At 69.7% G+C, this 17,040-nt stretch carries 9 protein-coding genes; 2 read left to right on the top strand and 7 right to left on the bottom strand.

The window, feature by feature from the left end; all coding sequences use genetic code 11:
- Position 1: 1 nt before the first annotated feature.
- Positions 2-7,624 (bottom strand): amino acid adenylation domain-containing protein, encoded by a 7,623-nt coding sequence (locus ACIBK5_RS34565; protein WP_399025886.1) that lies wholly within the window; start codon positions 7,622-7,624, stop codon positions 2-4.
- Positions 7,625-7,988: 364 nt separating this feature from the next.
- Between ACIBK5_RS34565 and ACIBK5_RS34560 the strand changes: the two genes are divergently transcribed.
- Positions 7,989-9,953, top strand: a complete 1,965-nt coding sequence (locus ACIBK5_RS34560; RefSeq protein WP_399025883.1) for a DUF4157 domain-containing protein — start codon at positions 7,989-7,991, stop codon at positions 9,951-9,953.
- Positions 9,954-10,037: 84 nt separating this feature from the next.
- Here the strand turns inward: ACIBK5_RS34560 and ACIBK5_RS34555 are convergent, their stop codons facing one another.
- The 3 genes from ACIBK5_RS34555 to ACIBK5_RS34545 are packed head-to-tail and all read right to left on the bottom strand — an operon-like array spanning position 10,038 to position 12,724.
- Complete coding sequence (locus ACIBK5_RS34555) at positions 10,038-10,835, bottom strand: tetratricopeptide repeat protein (RefSeq protein WP_399025881.1); 798 nt, start codon at positions 10,833-10,835, stop codon at positions 10,038-10,040.
- Positions 10,836-10,850: 15 nt separating this feature from the next.
- A complete protein-coding gene (locus ACIBK5_RS34550) occupies positions 10,851-11,756 on the bottom strand; it encodes a hypothetical protein (RefSeq protein ID WP_399025879.1) in 906 nt (301 codons plus the stop codon).
- A gap of 50 nt (positions 11,757-11,806) precedes the next feature.
- Entirely contained in the window at positions 11,807-12,724 is a 918-nt protein-coding gene (locus ACIBK5_RS34545; protein ID WP_399025877.1) for a hypothetical protein, read from the bottom strand.
- A gap of 371 nt (positions 12,725-13,095) precedes the next feature.
- On the opposite strand from ACIBK5_RS34545, the gene ACIBK5_RS34540 reads away from it, so the two are divergent.
- Positions 13,096-14,064, top strand: coding sequence for an LLM class flavin-dependent oxidoreductase (locus tag ACIBK5_RS34540; RefSeq protein WP_399025874.1), 969 nt, complete (start codon positions 13,096-13,098; stop codon positions 14,062-14,064).
- Between the two features lie 170 nt (positions 14,065-14,234).
- Here the strand turns inward: ACIBK5_RS34540 and ACIBK5_RS34535 are convergent, their stop codons facing one another.
- From ACIBK5_RS34535 to ACIBK5_RS34525, 3 genes are all read right to left on the bottom strand, one after another.
- Positions 14,235-14,375, bottom strand: a complete 141-nt coding sequence (locus ACIBK5_RS34535; protein WP_399025872.1) for a hypothetical protein — start codon at positions 14,373-14,375, stop codon at positions 14,235-14,237.
- Between the two features lie 226 nt (positions 14,376-14,601).
- On the bottom strand, positions 14,602-14,973 hold the full coding sequence (locus ACIBK5_RS34530) for an erythromycin esterase family protein (protein WP_399025870.1): 372 nt from the start codon (positions 14,971-14,973) through the stop codon (positions 14,602-14,604).
- Between the two features lie 102 nt (positions 14,974-15,075).
- Complete coding sequence (locus ACIBK5_RS34525) at positions 15,076-17,037, bottom strand: spermidine synthase (protein WP_399025868.1); 1,962 nt, start codon at positions 17,035-17,037, stop codon at positions 15,076-15,078.
- Between the last annotated feature and the right edge of the window lie 3 nt (positions 17,038-17,040).

Raw genomic sequence — 17,040 nt, 5'->3', positions numbered from 1 at the left:
TTCATCGGACGGCCGCTGCGGCGCCGGCTCCCGCCATGTCGTCGCGGAGCCTGGCCAGCCGCCGTAGGCTGCCCAGTACCTGGCGCTGTGTCAGACCGAAGTCGACCAGGGCGCCGATCTCGTTCACCCCGGCCTCCCGCAGCAGCTCGCACCGCTGCCGCACCGTGGCCGGATCGCCCAGCAGGGCCCGCTCGCCGCGGAACTTCCGGTAGGCGCGCCGCAGAATGGCGTCGACGTCCCTCGGGCTGGCCCGGTCCAGGTCGATCTGTTCCTCCGGCAGGGCGGCGGTGAGCGTGCCGAGCAACTGGGTGTGGCTGCGCAGATAGCGCAGGAAGGGGTCGTGGCAGACCTCTTCCACCATGTCCTCCGACTCGCCCACGTAGCAGTGGACCATCAGGGTGACGCGGCCGGCCTCGGGGTCGTGCCCGGCTTCCTCGCGCGCCTTGCGATAGATCCGGATCTTGTCGGCGAGTTCGTCGGCCTTCAGCTCCAGCATGGCGGTGAGGAGGTTGACGCCCATCGCGCCGGCCCGGCGGAAGCTCTCGTCGTTCGAGGTCGCGGTCAGCCAGGTCGGCAGGACCGGCTGGACGGGCCTCGGGTACAGCGACACCTGGATCCGGCCGCCCGTGCCGTCGACGGCATCCGGCGCGACACCGTCCGACCAGAGCGTGCGGAGCCGGCGGACATCGGCCTCGAAGGTGTCGCGGCGGCCCGCGTACCGGTCGGGGGCCAGCACGTAGTCGCTGGGGTGGAAGCCGGGGGCGAAGGACACGCCGATCCGGCCGCCCGAGATCCGGTCGACGATCCGCCAGTCCTCGATCAGGCGCAGCGGGTTGTGCAGAGCCGGGATGACGCTGCCCGCCCGGATGTGGATGCGCTCGGTGGCCGTCGCCAGTGCCGCGCTCAGCACCGCCGGGTTGGGGTACTGCGCGCCGAACTCGTGGAAGTGCCGCTCCGGTGTCCAGATCGCCTCGTAGCCGAGCGCGTCCGCCTCCCGGGCGGCGGCCAGGATCAGGTCGTAGTCGGATCCGAGGTCGCCCTGGGCGGAGGAGAAGAAGTAGACACTGGTGCTGAGGTCGCCGTTCGGCGCCGCCGGGCGGTGCTCCCCCGGCACGGGCACCGGTGCGGCTGTCACGGGTGCGGCTGTCACGGGTGCGGCTGTCACCGGCGCCGGCGCGAGTGTGGCGGGTGCGGCCTGGGTCTGCGCGCGCGGCGGTGCGGTCGGTGCCGGCGAACCCAGCCGTTCCCGCACGACCCGGGCCAGCCCGCCGAAGGTCGACTCGTCGAAGAACGAGTCCAGACTGATCTCAAGTCCCAGGGCATCGCGTATGCGGGCGCTCAGCCGCAGCGCGGCAAGGGAGTGCCCTCCCTGGTCGAAGAAGTCGTCCTCGGGGCTCACCGCTTCGACGCCCAGGACCTCGCACCACAGGGCGCTCAGCACCGGGTCGGTGTCCGCCGTCACCTCGCTCACGGCTGCCTCCTTCTCTTCCACGTCGCTTGGTTCGTCGATCTCCATGTGCCGCGAAATGCCTGACTCTCCCGGAGCGGGCGCGGTGCCTTGCGGCCCGATCCAGCACCGCTCGCGGGTGAAGGAGTACGTCGGGAGCGGCACTCTCCGGACACTCTCGCCCTCGTCCCGCCACAGTTCGCCGAGCCCCGAGCGCCACAGCTCCCCGACGGCTTCCAGCCCCGAGACGAGGGACCCGCCGTTGCGGGGCCGGTCGAACCCGGCGAGCAGCGGCTTGCGGTCCCGCAGGATGTCGCTCACGAGCCCTTGCAGGGTGGAGCCCGCTCCCGTTTCCCACCAGACCGCCGGCGAGAGCTCGTCCGAGGTGGCGCGGACCGCGTCGGAGAAGCGCACGGGCAGTCGGATCTGCGAGGCCCAGAACTGCGGATCGACGGCCTCGAAGTCGCCGAGACGGCGTCCCGTCGCGCCCGAGAACAGCGGTGTCCGGGGGGCGTTCAGGCCGACTCGGGCCATCAGGTCGGCGAAGTCGGCCGCTGCGGCGGCCATGCTCGGCGAGTGGAACGCGCGCGAGGTGCGCAGCCATACGGTGGTCAGTCCGGCCGCCCGGCAGCGGTCCGTGAAGGCGGCCACGCTCTCGGCAGGGCCGGAGACGACCGTCGAATGCGGTCCGTTGTGAGCCGCGATGACCAGCCCGGCGGCCTCCTCGTACGGCCCGCCGGCGCCGACGGCCGTGCCCTCGCCCAGCAGCTTGGCCACTTCCTCGGCCGGTGCTACGACGGCCGCCATCGCACCGGGCGGCGCGGCCTCCATCAGCCGTGCCCGCGCGGTCACCACGGTCATCCCGTCCGCGAGGGTGAGGACCCCGCCGACGCAGGCCGCGGACAGTTCGCCGAGGCTGTGTCCGATGAGTGCCCGGGGCTCGAGTCCACGGGCGGTGAGGCTCCGTGCCGTGGCGACCTGGTCCAGGAAGAGGCAGGGCTGGGCGAGCAGCGTGCTCATGGAGCCGTCCGGGGCCTCGGCCTGCGCGGTGTCAGCCCGGACGAGCAGCGCGTCCGCCACCTCCTGCCGGAAAGCGGGGTCGAGGGCTTCCAGTCCCTCGTCGACGCAGGAGCGGTAGACCGGGTCGGCCTCGTAGCGGGCACGCCCCATCCCCGGTCGCTGGGTGCCCTGTCCGGGGAACATCAGCACCGCGCCCGATCCGGCTCTGACGCGGGCCTCGCCGAGTGCCGCCCGGCGCAGCAGGGCCGGTGCCCGAGCCGTGTCCGGGGCGACGACCGCCGCACGCCATGGGAGGCGGGCCCGGCCGACGCGGAGGGTGTACGCCACATCGGCGAGGGAGAGGTCCGGGTTGGCCTCCAGGTGGTCGGCCAGGCGGTTGACGGCCCGGCCCAACGCGGCCTCGTCGGCGGCCGAGAGCGTCAGGAGCTGGGAGGTCGCGGACGCCGTAGCCTCGGCGGAAGGGGCGGGCTTGGCCTTCTCGACGGTCCTGTCGTTCTTGGCGTCCTTGGTGTCCTTGGCGTTCTTGGCGTTCTTGGCGTCCTTGACTGGCGGTTCCTCCACGATGACATGGGCGTTGGTCCCGCCGATGCCGAAGGAGCTGATCCCCGCGCGCCGGGGCGTCGGCCCCTGCGGCCACGGCTGGGGCGTGGCCGGGAAGCGCAGTGCGGTTCCCTGCGAGGCGAGCCGTTCAGCGGGGCGGGTGAAGTTCGCGATCGGGGGCACCGTGCCGTGGCGTACGGCGAGTACGGCCTTGATCAAGCCCACCACTCCGGCCGCGGCGTCGAGATGACCGGTGTTCGACTTCACGGCGCTGACGTACAGCGGAGAGTCTTCCGCGTCCCGCGCCCCGCTGAGGAAGACCTCGCGCAGAGCCGAGACCTCCACCGGGTCGCCGAGTCTGGTGGCGGTGCCGTGCGCCTCCACCAGACCGATCGACTCCGCCGGTACGCCCGCCACGTCGAGGGCGGCCTGGATGACCCCGGCCTGGGCGGACGGACCGGGCGCGGTGTAGCCGACCTTGCGGGCACCGTCGTTGTTGACGGCCGACCCGAGGATGACGCCGTGGATGACGTCCCCGTCGGCGAGTGCGTCCGCCAGCCGCTTCAGTACGACGATGCCCGCCCCGTCACCGGGAATGGTGCCCGCCGCGTGCTCGTCGAACGGCCGGCACAGACCGTCCGGGGAGAAGATGCCGCCGGGCTCGTGGACGTAGCCGTGCCGGGAGGGCGGCGCGAGCGAGCAGCCGCCCGCGAGGGCAAGGTCGCTCTCGTACGCCAGCAGGCTCTGCACCGCCATGTGTGTGGCGACCAGGGACGTCGAGCACGCGGTCTGGACCGTGAGGCTCGGCCCCTGGAGGTTGAGCTTGTAGGAGATGCGGGTGGACGCGAAGTCCTTCTCGCCGGCGATGACCACCTGGAGGGGCCCGGCGTTCTGCGAGATCTTCGGGTCGGCGAGCACCTCCTGGAGATAGGCGTTGCCGCCGATGCCGGTGAAGACACCGGTGCGGTTCTCCTCCGGCCCCGCCGGGGCGTATCCGGCGTCCTCCAGTGCCCGCCAGGCGCACTCCAGCAGGATCCGCTGCTGCGGGTCGAGCAGGGACGCCTCCAGCGGTGAGTAGCCGAACAACTTCCGGTCGAATCCCCGGACATCGTCGAGAACGGCTCGCACCGGCACATAGCCCGCGGCGTCGAGGACGCCGCGTGGCACACCGGCGGCGCGCAGCTCTTCCTCACCGAAGCGGGCGGCGGCGTGCTCGCCGGACACCACCATCCGCCAGAACGCGTCCAGATCCTCGCCGGTGCCGGGCAGCCGTGCCGCCATGCCGACCACGGCGATCCGCTCGTCGGCGGGTCGTCGGCGCCCCGAGGACCGGCCGGGCGGCAGCGGCAGCGGCTCCGTCCCGTTCGCCAGGGAGGTGCCGTGTCTCTCGTGCAGGAACCGAGCGCAGGCTCGGACGGTGGTGTGGCGGAAGAGATCGGTGACGCTGATCTCCAGACCGGCCCTGCGTAGTGCCTCGTGGACCTTCAGCAGGGCGAAGCTGTGCCCGCCCACGTCGAAGAAGTTGTCGTCCAGCCCGATGTCGGACTGCTCGAGCACCTCCTGCCAGGTCGCCAGCACGGTCCTCGTGAGGTCCGTGCAGTCCGTGAGGCCCCGTCCCGGGGAGGGGACCGGAGCGGTCCCGGACGCCGCCGCTGCCCGCTCGCCGGCCGGCTGCTCTCGGGCCAGGACGTCGAGCATGCGGGCACGGTCCGCCTTGCCGTTCGGTGTCAGCGGAATGCTGTCGAGCTGGACGAATCGGCTCGGCCGGAGGTAGGGCGGCAGTATCGACCGCAGGTGATCCCGCAGTTCGGTCTCCGGCAGGGGCCCGTCGACGACCACGAAGGCGACCAGGGTTTCGTCGTGGGCGAGGACGGCGCAGGTCGAGGGCGGGCGTCCGGGCAGCCGCAGCACGGCCCGTTCGATCTCCGCGGGCTCGACGCGGTAGCCCCGCACCTTGAGTTGGTCGTCGCCGCGTCCCAGATACTCGAGTTCGCCGCCGGTGCGCCAGCGGGCGAGGTCGCCGGTGCGGTACATCGTTCCGCCGGCGTGGAACGGGTCGGGGGTGAAGCGTTCCGCGGTCTGCGCGGTGTCGTTCAGGTAGCCGGCGGCGACGTGCCCGCCTCCGATGAAGAGCTCACCCGGCACGTCGAGTCCGGCGGGCTCGCCGTTCTCGTCGAGCACGTAGCAGCGGGCCTGTGGAAGCGGAACACCGATCGAGTTCGTCCGCACGGAGCCGAGTTCGGATGCGTGGACCGCCCGCGCGGTGACGTGGACGGTCCCCTCGGTGATCCCGTACATGTTCACCACGGTGGCGGCGAGGCCGCTGTCCCCGAGCAGCAGGGCCAGCCGGTCCCAGTCGAGTGCCTCGCCGCCGAGCACGATGTACCGCAGCGTGGAGTCGTCCGGCCGGGCCGCGGCGGTCAAGGCGGGGGCGAGACGGTAGAGCGAGCCGGGGGTCTGGCTGAGGACCGTCACCCCGCGCCCGGCGACCAGAGCGGCGAGCGCCGAAGGATCGCGTACCTGGTCGGTCCCCGCGATGACGCAGGTACCGCCGGTGGTCAGCGGACCCCAGATCTCCCAGACCGAGAAGTCGAAGGCGAACGAGTGCGTGCACAGCCACACATCCGTCCGGTCCGTCTCCAGCCCGGCGGGCCGGTCGGCGAAGAGCTGGGCGAGGCAGGAGTGCGGCACCTCGACGCCTTTGGGCTCCCCGGTGGAGCCGGAGGTGAAGATGACGTACGCGGCCTGATCGGGAGTGCTCTCGTCAAGTGACGGTGCGTCGACGGCATCCGCGGAGACCGCGGGAGCGGCGGGAGGTGTGAGGCGCTCCTGAGCATCCACCACGAGGCAGTCCAGAGCGGGCAGCCACTCCTGGAGCACAGGTCGACTCGCGCGGTCGGCCATGACCAGGCCGATCCCCGCCCGCTCCGTGATCGACCGCAGTCGCTCGCTCGGGCCCACGGGGTCCAGTGGTACGTACGTCGCACCGGCCTTCCACGCGGCCAGCATGGCGACGACGGTCCAGGGGCTCCGCTGTCCGCAGACGCCCACCCGCGCGCCCGGTGCCACGCCGACGCTCCGCAGCTCCCGGCACACCCGGTCGGCGTGGGCGTCGAGTTCCGCGTAGGTCAGCGTGGTCGTACCGTCGGTCAGCGCCGGGTGGTCCGGGTGGGCTGTGCGGGCCCGCCGGAACCGGGCGAGCACGCCCTCGGTCTCGGCCGCGGCCGGCTGCGGGTTGACCCCGAGGGTGAGGTGCTCCGCCTCCTCGGCGTTCACCATCCGGGGCGGCTCGCCGGGTGACTCCACCGCGTACCGCAGTGCCGATTCCAGGTGGCGCAGCAGGTTCTCGGCTGTGGGCGCGAGCAGGATGTCGGCGTCGTACTCGAGCCGCAGGGAGGGCTGCTCACCCGAGAGATCGACGGTCAGGGCGACGTCCCACTTCGCCCTGTCGCTGTGCACCTCGACTTCGGTGACCGTCACTCCGGCGAGCTCCGGCAGTGCCGCGTCGAAGTTCTGTACGGCCAGCGAGCACTGCATGAGCGGCGACCTTCCGGCGGCCCCGCGCAGGCCCAGTTCCCGGACCAGCACATCGACGGGCACGTTCTGCCGGGCCATGGCCGGGAGTACGGAGCTTCGCGTCCGGCGCAGCAGGTCGGTGAAGCTCGGACGGCCGGAGACGTCCAGGCGCAGTGGGACCATGTTGACCTGGCATCCGACGAGGGACTGCTCCTCCTCGGAGTTCCGGCCCGCGACCGGGCTGCTGATCACCACGTCGTCCTGGCCGGCGTACCGGCCCAGGACGCTCGCGTAGATCGCGGCGAAGGCCATGAAGACGGTGGCGCCCGCCCGCTGTGCGGTGGTGCGCAGCCGAGTGACCAAATCCTCGTCGAGGGGCACCAGCAGGGATCCGCCGGCGCCGCTGGGAACCGCCGGGCGAGGCAGGTCGGTCGGCAGGGCCAGGGGGCTCATCCCGGCCAGCTGACCGCGCCAGAAGTCCAGATCGGCCGAAGAGGTGTCACCCTCCGTCCACCGCGCACGCTCATGCTCGGCCCACACGAGCGGGCTGGGTGCCGCGCCCTCGAAGAGCTGCTCCCCGCGGTCCGCCGGCCCCGCGGCGTAAGCGGTCTCGAGATCGCGGAAGATCACACCTAGCGACCAGCCGTCGCACACGATGTGGTGGGCCACCATGACCAGCCCGAACTCCCGCGGGCCGATCCGGGTCAGTCCCCAGCGGACCAGCGGGCCCCCCGCCAGGTCGAACGGGGAGGCGCTCAGCCGTGCCGCCAACTCCCGCACCGCGTCGGACCGCTCGGCGGCCGGATCGGCGTCGGTGACCGGATCGGCGTCGGTGACCGGATCGGTTTCGGTGACCGGATCGGCGTCAAACACCGTCCACGAGGGCCCGGTCGAGCGGTCGAGGATCCGCTGGACCAGTGCACCGCCCTCTAGGACGAAGGTGGCCCGCAGCGAGTCATGGCGGGCCGTCACCTCCGCGACGGCCCGGTGCAATGCCTCGACGTCGAGGTCACCGTCGATGAGCATCGCGACGGTCACCAGGTAGACGTCGTGCCCCTCCGCCTCGCTGGTTACATACAGCCGCTCCTGAGCGAACGTCATCGGTCCCGTGCTGGCTGACGCGGTCATCATGTCCCCCGTGGACTCAAGATCGTCGCTGCCTGCAAGCTACGTGCCCGGACTGGATGCAATCTGCACCCACGTTCGATATGACACGCATCACAGGACACTCCAGCATCAGCTTTCACGGCGCGTCTGCCCCCGGTTCTGCCCCCGCGGACATTCCCGTTCCGCGCGTCGGTCGGGTAAGAGGAGAGGGACCGCGTTCAACGAAGGGGAACCGCGCATGCGTGCCCAGGCAGAGAACCGCCCGAGCGCCGACCGAGGCGGCGAACGCCCCGCGTTACGGCCGACCGCCGCCCCACCCCCGCTCATCGCTCTCCAACAGGCCGCTGGGAACGCCGCGGTGACTCGCGCGATTCAGCGGGCACGGGACGAGCAGCGCCCCGAGGAGCAGCGGAGCGGGCCCGGGGAGCGCGATGCCGAAGGGACCGTGCCGGTCCAGCGGCGGTCATCGGTCTTCGACGCCGTCGACTCCCCCGCCCATCCGCTGGAGCCCCGCATCCTTCAGCGAGCCGAGCAGGCCTACAGCATGGACTTCGGCCACGTGCGTGTGCACAACGGCCCCGTCGCCCAGCGCTCGGCCGAGGAACTGGGCGCCCTGGCCTACACCACCGGCTCTCATATCGTGCTCGGCGATATCCGCGTCAGCGACGAGGTGATGTACGAAGAGGTCGACCACGTGCGCCAGCAGGCCCTCGGGACGGTGCCAGGCACTCCCACCGGCGGTGGCGAGAAGGTCTCCGCCCCGAACGACCCCTTCGAGGTGAGCGCCGGCTCCAACGGCCGAAAGATGGCCAGGGGCGCCGCTCCTGACCTTTCACTGCCGGGTGCCGCCGCAGCACCCGGCGAGGCGGTGCAGCGCGGCGTGAAGGGGGACATCGCCGTCCAGCGGGCGGACCGGCCCGGCCCCGCGGCCGCGCCCGCGCCCCCGGCCACGGCCTCGCCGCCGACCAGTGCCTCGCCCCCGGCCATTGTCCGTCTGGCGCGGCTGCTCGTCGGAGGCAACCAGGAGATCAGGAACAAGGAAGTACGTGACGTCATCCACAAGCGTGTGCGCGGTGGCCCGAGGTTCTCGGACGAGGAGCTCCAGGGGATCAAGGCCGCGGGGGCCGAGGACCCCAAGTGGCTGAAGACCGTGGGCATCTGCACCCACGCCGAAGCGGAGGCCTACATCAAGGCGGGCGATTTCCGCAGCTGGCTCCAGCAGCCGGAGGGCAAACGCCTGCTCGTGGCCACCCTGCGTTGGCAGCAGAACATCGAGGATCGCGGCCAGGGGAAGCCACCGGCCAAGCCCACCCGATCGGACTACCAGCTCGGCCGTCACATGGCCATGCACGCCGAAGAAACGCCGGAAGCCGAGAAGGATCAGCTCACGGAGGAACGAAACGAGCAGATCTTCCAGACTTTCATCAAGACCCTCCTCCCTCCCGGTGTCAGCGACGACGTACCGGACGCCGACAGGCACCGAGAGCGGGTCGAGCGCGGCACCGAGCTGCTGACGAAGATCTTCCTGATCCTGAAGGAGGGGCTGAAGGTCTTCAATCCGGAGGCGGGCATTCACGAGGACTTCGAGGACGACGTCGCTCACGCTCTGGCCTACGGCGGACGCGTCAACATCCGAATTCCGCAACTGGCCCACGGCCAACACGGCTACGAGTTGCCTCAGTGGCTCCACATCACCAAGGAGGACCGGAAGCCCTGGGAGCCCAAATCGACTCCGGAGAAGCCGGTGTACCGGCGCGGATTCGGCACACATCACATGGAGATCGGTGACAACAAGGCTGACGGTACGCGGGGCGACTTCGTGGAGAAGGGCGAAATAGGTGCCACCGCCCAGAACTGGCTCGATCCCCACAGCCACCTCTACGGCCTGCCCATGGCCGTCGGAGGCATGGGGAACAACGACTTCCACGGCGACACCATCCTCCCGGACGAGTCGTACGGACACCTGTTCATGGGCTACAAGCCCCCGACCCGCAAGCGCGACGGGGCACTACAGGTCGGTATCGAGACCGCCGGCCCGGGTGGCCGAACCCCCGATGGCTACCAGCACGGCGTGACGAGCAGCGAGAAGAACAACAACCCCGTGAGCCAATTCGGCGGCCACAAGGACGACAAGCTCGCCGCCAAAGCCCCCCTCGGCTCGAGCCAGCGCCATGTCGACCTGCGGGAGTTCGGCGACTGGGTCCAGAAGCTGAAGGACCTGGAGCAGGCCTGGAAGACCGAATGGGCCAAGGCGAAGACCCCGGAGGAACGCGCGGCCCTGTATCGGGACTTGATCGGCAAACGCAGTGGCGGTGGTTCGTGAGCCGCACCACCCGCACCGTGCGCACGCCGGACAGCCTGCGATGCGGCGGTAGGGGTGAACCGGGGCGACGTGCTCGTTACGCGGTCACAGCCTGCGACCCAGCACCTGGGATTTCGTTCCGTTGTTGTACGCCCTGGTCGCGATGAAGAGCCCGGATCGGTTCCACTTGCCTACCAGGGTGACCTCATCGCCGTCGCGGATCTCGCTCTTGAAGTACCAGGACCTCATTTCCACCTGAGCCTGCAAGACCCGGCCGCCCCCGGTCTCGACGTTCACCCGGAACCGCCAGATGAGCACGGGGGGCTGTCCACGTGCCTGAGGGGGGAGCTGGCGCTGGCCGAAGTACCTCACGGTGCCCTCGATACGGGTACGGCCGCGCCCTCTGGCTTCGGGCGGAAACGGCTCCGGCACCTGCCGCTGCGCAGCCAGGGCCGCCGATCCGGGCCCGGGGCGGGGGGTTGCCTGTTGCGGTGCAGGCTCACTGCGGGGCGGGCTGCCGCGGCCCTGGGTGGCGGTCTGGTGGTCGAGCAGTCGCAGCTCGCGGGCAGCGCCCTGGTTTCCGAGCGTGGCGGCAGCCTCGAACTGCCTGCGGGCCTCGGCCGTGTCATTCCGTTTGCGGGCGATGATGCCCAAAGCGCTCCTTGCTCTGTGGTGCTTGGGGTCGAGCAGGATCGCGTGCTGGAGCCGTTCCTCGGCGATGCCGAAGTTGAGGGCGGCTACGGCGAGCATGCCCAGGCCGTAGTACCCCTCGGCCTCCCAGCCCGGAATGTCGACGAGCTGCCGGTAGAGAGGTTCCGCTTCCGCGTACTGCTTGTCGTGGTACAGCGAACTGGCTCGGCGGCGCATCTCCGCCACCTGTTCCCGGCTGGTCTGCTGAGCCATGGCCATCACCCCACGTCAGCCGAATCCCGCACTCGGCGGTGCAGCGGCGTCGCCCGCATCGGGCGGAGCGGCGGCGAAGCCGGAATCCGCGTATCCGCCGGTGTCTGCGAACCCGTTGTCAGCTCCGTACGCGCCGAAGTCCCCGAACCCGTCGTATCCGCCGGACCCGAACCCGGTGTCAAAGGAGTCGGCGCCATATGCGGGGTCTCCGTATCCTGGGCTCTCGTATGCGGCGTACCCGGAGCCCGTACCCCCGTACCCTGTGCTGGGATCCGTGGAGTCGGCCTCCATATAGGAGGCTTCCGTGTAGTCGGCCTCAGCGAATCCGGATGTGGCGAGGTCTGAGTATCCGGGATCGGACGCGGACGCGTCGTCGAAGGTCCTCGGGTCGTTCGGGCCGAAGTTCAGCGGGAGATCATCCGGTAGTGGCCATTCCAGCGCGCCGTTGTCGTCGTCCGGCTCGCTGCCGCCCGGGCGATCGTCACTGCTGCCCGCGAAGAACGAAGCGAACCGCACTGCGTCCGCTTCCCCCGTTGCCTCTGCTCCTTCCGGAGACGTCTGCTTCTCCGGTTCGGACTGCGGCTCCCCGGCGGAACTGCGCAGGATGCCCTCGAATACCTTCTCGGCGAAGGATCCCTGGTCACCTCGCGAGGCATCCATCGCATCCATGATCGCCCGGCTGCGTTTCGGATCAAACTCCGGGGCCTGTCCCCTCTCCCGGAGTCCTCTCTCGGCTGCGAGAGGACGTTCGGCGCGATCGATCAGGGACTTGTGTGACTTCTTGATGCGGGATATCGCCTCGCCGACGATCTCTCCGAAAAATGCGGGAGGTGCGGACCCGGCGTCCCGTGTACGCGAGCCCGTTCCACGCGGCGGCGGGGCCGACGGGCGCGCGGGCCGGCGATCGTATGGCCTGGTCATGATCAGTGTCTTCTCTGTTCGTCCGTGCCTGATTCGATTGCGAGCGGCGGTCAGACCGCCCCGTCCCCGGGAGCCGCCCCGGGCGGCTCAGGGAACTCTTGTCCGGGCAGTTCCGTCCCGTGGTCGACTTCCGGAGCGCCCTGGATCCCACCCGGGTCCTGTTCCGCAGCGGCCGGAGAGGGTGTCAGGCCTGAGCCTGCGTCCCTGCCGCTGGAATCCCTGGTGCCAGCGTCCTGAGGGCCGGCGTCCGGGACCGAAGATCCTTCTCTCCCGGAAGAGTCCTGCTCCTCCTTCTTGCCTGAGGGCTGTTCCGCCGGGCTGACCTTGCCCGGAGCGGCGGGCGGCGATCCGGGGATCGGAACAGGATCCCCCGTTTTCATCTCATCGAATACATACGGGTGCCGCTGACTGTCGGGGACAACGTAGCGGCGACTGTCGTCCGTTTCATCGATGCCGGGCGGCGGAATCATTCCGGTGGCGATGTCACCCGCCGCTCCCCATATCTGACCGAGCTGAAGTCGCCTTTCTTGGTTGTCCCAGCGCTCCCTTGGGGTGAGCGACGGATCGTCCGGGTACTTCAGCATGCCGATACCGAATCCGATGAGGCTGAAAGGCTGGTATTTCAGAGTGTCCAGCTGGTCGATGAAGATTCCACCCGGGGGACGCCGTACCACCATGTCAGACGCGGGGCCGATGGTCGGCCCTCTGTTCGCCGCCGCTCTCGCCCTCGCCAGGGGCTCCGGGAGGCCGCAGACCCATCGCACTTCAATGCGCATGTCCGGGGACTGGTAAATGCGCCGGAATGTTTCGGGAGAAATGCCCGTGCGCAGAACAAAGGGATCGTCGGCTGTGGCCCTGGATGCGACGTAGTGAGCCCTCTCCGGTGTCAAGCCACGCTGTACCGACTCCTGGTAGATTTTTTCGTAGGCACCGTACACTCGGCAGGCCCGATATGACTGAATTGCCATCGATTCTCTTGGATCAGACTCTGGGGCTGCGTTACTCATGAGATTCCCGCGCGGAAGAATATGAACAACTGTGCACGCCCATGCCGAATTGGCGTTCTCCGCTCGCCCCGCCGGCGATGAAGGCGAAGCACAGGGTTGCCTTACTTGCAGCCTACGCGGGTGGGATATCTTGTCAATTGGCACCGTTGCCGCCAGCGTGACCAATTGATCCGCGTGAGAACCGGCCCAGAATCGTTGCCACTTCAACTCTCCGGAGGATTTGGCATGGCATCGTTCTGCCAGCAACCCGGCGTACTCGCGCCCGTCCCTGCCCGGAGGCTTCGTCGGTACAAGTTCCCTGACAGTCACAGCCGTTGGAGCATAATGATCACATGATGGCTGTGCCGCTCTCCGTGCTCGAAGTCGCGATGGTCCAGACCGACGCCAACCCCGTTGACACGTTGCGGGACACGACCGAGTTCGCCCAGAAGGTCGAAGCGCTGGGCTATCGGCGGCTCTGGTACGCCGAGCATCATCACTCGCCCGCGATCGGTGCGTTCCCGCCCGTCGTGCTGATCGCCCACGCCGCCGCGTCGACGTCGTCGCTCCGGCTGGGCTCCGGGGGCGTCCTCGCCCCCAACCACGCCCCGATCATGCTGGCCGAACAGTTCGGCACACTCGCCGCACTGCACCCGGATCGCATCGACCTCGGCATCGGTCGCGGTCCGGGCACGCTGCACGAGCCGACCGCACGGGCGCTCAGGCGCGGGGCGGGGCCGATCACGGACGACGAGTATCGGGCCGACGTGGCAGCCACGCTGGAGTACCTGGTCGATGAAGTCGCGCTCGGCACCCTGCCCGAACCGTGGCTGCTGGTCTCCAGCCCGGCGGGTGCCGCGCTCGCCGCCGCCCTCGGCCTGCCCGCCGCGTTCGCGCACCACATTCGGCCCGACAACACCACAGCGGCGATCGACACGTACCGCACCCAGTTCCAGCCCTCACGCTGGTGCCCCGGTCCGCGGGTCCTGCTGTGCGTGGAAACGGTGTGCGCTGGGACGCAGCGAGAGGCGGACTGGCTCGCCGGCCCCATGAACGTCGTCAAGGCCGCGCTTCTCCAAGGCCGCGGCGACCTCTCCTTCCCCACACCCGCGGAGGCAGCCGAGCACCCCTTCACCGACGAGGAACGGCAGGCCCTGGCCGGCTTCCGTGCCCACCAGGCCTACGGCACCCCCGGCGAGGTGGGGCAGCGCCTCAGTGAACTCGTCAAGGCCACTGGCGCGGAGGAGCTCATGCTCGTCACCCCCGTCTACAGGCTCGAGGACCGCCTTCGGTCCTACGAGTTGGTCGCCCTGTCGTCATAGGCCGAACTCCGGGGCAGAATGCGCTGTTTGGGTCATGGCGATCACTATGGCCATTTCGCCGAACGGGTCTCCCTGGCGCACCAGACCGGCGGGCAGGCCGAAGGCCCAGTCCACCATCCAGTACCCACGTTCGACGGGGTCCTGGGCCGACAGGGGCCGGGTTCCGGCTGTCAGGCGCTGGCGTGGCGGCGCCAGGCCGTCTTTCGCGGAGCGGCATGGTGCACGGGCTCACTGGAACCGGCGGCCTGCTGACGCCACAGCCACAGCGATGTCATGGACAGCAGAGCGGTGAAGACCACCAGGAAACCCACCGACACCCACATTGGCCGGCTTCCGGGATCGTCCCATCCCACCGATGCGGCCGCAGCTGCCCACATGGCGGCACCCCCAGCGTAAAAGGTGCGGATCCTGCGCAGTTGCCGCAGGGCTCGTACGGACTCGGCGTGATCAGTTTCCGTTGCCATGCCGACGCAGGTACCCCGATGCGCCGCCTCCAACAACCCTCGGCACAGCTCCCTGGAAACCGCACCCCGCACCTCACGGCCCCAGAGGAGGAACCCGCAGTCGCGCCGCCTCCACCCGGTGCAGGTGGATGAGGATGTCGTGGGTGCGGGCCAGGGCTATGTCGTACTCCCGCTCGGGGTAGACCGTGCCGATGCTGCGGGTCGGACGGGCCTGCCGCAGCCAGTCGCGGGCGGGTCGCGGTACCGTCCGCAGGTCGACGGCGTAGTCCCGGAGGGCTGCGCGGTCGAGGGTGTGCTCGTTGAGGCCGGCTCCGGCCGCACCGACGGTGAAGCTCCGCACCTTGCCGTCCGGCCCGGTCGAGTTGAACGAGCCCCGGTCGAAGGTGAAGCCCACGCTCACGTACGCGTCCCCCAGCCGGTCACGCAGGAAAGCGTGCGATTTCATGATCCCAGGTTCTCGTTCCGGACCGGCGTCGCCCATCCGGCTGTCCTCCGAACACTGGTGCGGAAAGCCACTGGTCGTGGCGGGGGATTTCCGCACCTGGCTTCAGGCTCTGGAAGCGGCCGTCCCGGTGCCGGCCAAGCGCATGGCGGCAGCGGCCCCCAGGTACAGCACGGCGACGACCAGCAGCAGCGCCTGATAGCCCGTCACCAGGGCCAGGTACTCCAGCGCGCCCCCGGTCAGCGCCCCCAGCAGGTTCGCGCCGAACGCCGAGGTCGGGTCCGGGGCCAGAGCCAGGCGGTCCGAGAAGATGAGGTTGGCGCAGAAGATGGGGGCGAAGGCCAGGGTGATGGCACAGGCGAGACGGGCGGGGAACGGCAGCGACAGGACGGCCTCCGCCGGGACCAGCCAGGCTGCCGCGAGGGAGCAGAAGAGGAGAAGCTGCAGCAGGATCCGGTTGACGTGCCGTAGCTTGCGCCGGACTTCGACCGCGGCCAGGACCGCCAGGAGCACGCCGATGAAGACCAGGGCGTTGACCAGCCAGGTCGTGCCGAAGTAGAGCGCGAAGCCGATGACGTTCTTCGTTTCCAGCAGCATGAAGGCCGCGCCCAGCAGGAACATGTCGGTGTAGCGCAAGGTGCTCCGGACACGCACCCCGGCCAGGCGAACCGCCAGCAGCGTCACCAGCAGCATGGCGCCGAGCGCGCCCAGATAGAGCGTGGGAATGCCGCGGTGGAGCAGGTAGGGGAAGGGGTGGTCGTCGGTCGCGGCCTGCGGGACCGGGCCGCTGGGCCGCCAGGCCCGCTCGCAGGACTGGTCGGCGGTGGTCATTCCGGCCACCAGCACGGCCGCGTTCCGTTTGAACGTCGTCACACAGGGGGCGTGACCGTAGACGTCGTCGAGCGTGCCGGCGAAGCGGTCGACCAGCCAGCTCTTCCGGTAGTAGTTGTACATGGCGAACGCGCCGTCCGGCGTCAGATGGTCGCGCGCGGCCTCGAACGCCTCCCGCGTGAACAGATAGCTCTCCAGGCGCAGATTGCTCGCGCCGGCCACCAGGGTCAGCGAGTCCGGCAGTGCCATGACGATGAGGTCGTACTTGGTGTCCGTCCGCTCGAGGAAGGCCCGGCCGTCGTCGATGTGGACATGCACCCTGGGGTCGTCGTACGGCTTCGCGGGGTGCAGTTGGGCGCCGATCTGCTGGAGCCGGGGGTCGATCTCGACGGCGTCCACGTGCTCCGCTCCGTACGCGAGTGCGACCGCGACGTCATTGCCGTTGCCGGCCCCGATGACCAGCACGCGTTTGTGGGGGTTGCGGGGCGTCTGCTCGTACGCCTCCCGGTAGGGCGAGTTCTCACGCATCAGCACCCGGAGCGGCGCGGTGCTCTGGTGCGGAACGCCGTTGGCGGAGATGTAGTAGGTCCGGGTCGTGGTCGGTGAGGGTTCGAGCTGGATCTTGTAGTAGGGCGACCAGGAGATGCCGGTCGTCGTCGACTCCAGGAAAAGCACGGCGACCATCGCCGTCAGGGGGATGCCGCAGAGCAGTGTGTCGCGCCGGCCGCCGAGGATCAGCAGGGCCACGGCGGCGATGACGCCCCATACGACCGACGGGGCGCGGAGCCAGGACAGTACGGCGAAGGACACCGAGCCGGTGAGGCTGCCGAGCAGGTCGTAGCGGTAGGCGTCGAGTGAGGGAAGCAGGCGGAACAGGTCGGCGGTGATCTTGCCGATCCCTGCCATGATCACCGCCGTCAGCAGGAAGATGACCGGCAGCGTCACCCACTCGGGCAGGCCGGTGGTCTTCACCGCGGTGAAGTAGATGACCTGGCCGCTGCTCTGACGCACCTGCACCGGGAATTCGCGGACCAGGACGACGAGAAGCACCAGCGGGACCGGTGTCCAGCGTTTGAGCCAGTGTCCGCGCGCGGCGGGGATCAGGAACCCGATGCCGATGCCGAGGAACGATCCCAGCAGGATGAAGTTCGAGAAGTAGCTGAGGTGGACGACGTTGGCGCCCGCCCATCTGATCAGTGCCAGCTCGACGAAGAGCATGGTGCTGCTGGCCAGCATGAG

It is taken from the genome of Streptomyces sp. NPDC050546 (assembly GCF_044457425.1).
Lineage (GTDB): Bacteria > Actinomycetota > Actinomycetes > Streptomycetales > Streptomycetaceae > Streptomyces.
Note: the sequence above shows the minus strand (reverse complement) of the source record. Positions and strands in the feature narration are given on the sequence as shown.

Excerpts from the sequence above, each read along its gene's own strand:
- ACIBK5_RS34565 (WP_399025886.1), bottom strand. The coding sequence starts at position 7,624 with ATGACGTTCGCTCAGGAGCGGCTGTATGTAACCAGCGAGGCGGAGGGG.
- ACIBK5_RS34555 (WP_399025881.1), bottom strand. The coding sequence starts at position 10,835 with ATGGCTCAGCAGACCAGCCGGGAACAGGTGGCGGAGATGCGCCGCCGA.
- ACIBK5_RS34550 (WP_399025879.1), bottom strand. The coding sequence starts at position 11,756 with ATGACCAGGCCATACGATCGCCGGCCCGCGCGCCCGTCGGCCCCGCCG.
- ACIBK5_RS34545 (WP_399025877.1), bottom strand. The coding sequence starts at position 12,724 with ATGGCAATTCAGTCATATCGGGCCTGCCGAGTGTACGGTGCCTACGAA.
- ACIBK5_RS34540 (WP_399025874.1), top strand. The coding sequence starts at position 13,096 with ATGATGGCTGTGCCGCTCTCCGTGCTCGAAGTCGCGATGGTCCAGACC.
- ACIBK5_RS34530 (WP_399025870.1), bottom strand. The coding sequence starts at position 14,973 with ATGAAATCGCACGCTTTCCTGCGTGACCGGCTGGGGGACGCGTACGTG.
- ACIBK5_RS34525 (WP_399025868.1), bottom strand. The coding sequence starts at position 17,037 with ATGCTGGCCAGCAGCACCATGCTCTTCGTCGAGCTGGCACTGATCAGA.